Origin of the sequence: Neisseria sp. 19428wB4_WF04 (assembly GCF_015235335.1) — a bacterium.
Classification (GTDB): domain Bacteria; phylum Pseudomonadota; class Gammaproteobacteria; order Burkholderiales; family Neisseriaceae; genus Neisseria; species Neisseria musculi.
Map to the genome: position 1 here is coordinate 1 of NZ_JADGLG010000126.1, position 837 is coordinate 837.

Here is an 837-nt window from a genome sequence, read left to right on the forward strand (position 1 = left end):
AAACAGACTTTTTATTACACTTAAAGGAAACCTAATTTCGCTTCAATCACAGGCATGATGATCTGTATTAGTCTTGCTTAAAATACTGAGAAATCGACCCTTGGGCTAATTTTGCTTCCTAAGCCCCTTAATTTTAAGTACGCCCCTCCACAGCAATATATTTCCTAGCCTTCCCAATGGCTGCACTGATATCACATAGAAAGATAGTGTATCAAAGCATCAACACCGCTTGTGTATTCAATTAGCAACAACAAAGCCGTGCCCTGCTTTTGCGGGGAGCTTTTGTATTCGATATTGTTTATTGATGTTACGCGACAACGACTGCCGCATCGTCGATGGCTGCTTCAACCAATTAATCTGGATAACGGACTTGAACTTCAGCCAAAACAGTCCGCGCCCGAAATTTGTGCTGTATGAGCCGGAAGAAGGCGACAAAGAATTGGCCGAACGCGACCAAATTCTGGTCAATTGCGGCGTAAAACTCAGTGAGGGCTATTGGAAACGTGCCTACAACCTGTCGGACGATGACGTTGTTTCGGTTGATGCCGCCGCCCTGAAAGTTGCGGCACCGCCACTTTTGCCCAAGCAGGCCGATGTTCCCGAATTTGCCGAGGGCTTGCCGGTTCCGGCCGATGCCGGCACCGTTATCGACACCCTCGCACCCGATGCCGGCCGTCTGAACGAACAAGGCCGAGCTCTGACCGATGCGCTGGTGGCCGAACTGAAAAAAGGCGAAACCGCCGACAACCTGCTCGACCGTCTGGCCGAAGCCTTCCCGAACATGGACGATGCCGACCTGCAAAACGAGCTGGCCAGGCTGATATTTTTATCGGGCCT

General features: G+C 50.4%; 1 protein-coding gene. It reads left to right on the plus strand.

Annotated features, from left to right (window positions below; all coding sequences use genetic code 11):
- Window positions 1-304: 304 nt before the first annotated feature.
- Window positions 305-837 (plus strand): DUF935 family protein (locus tag IR141_RS12585; protein ID WP_135037779.1); only part of this gene is annotated, 533 nt, incomplete at its 3' end.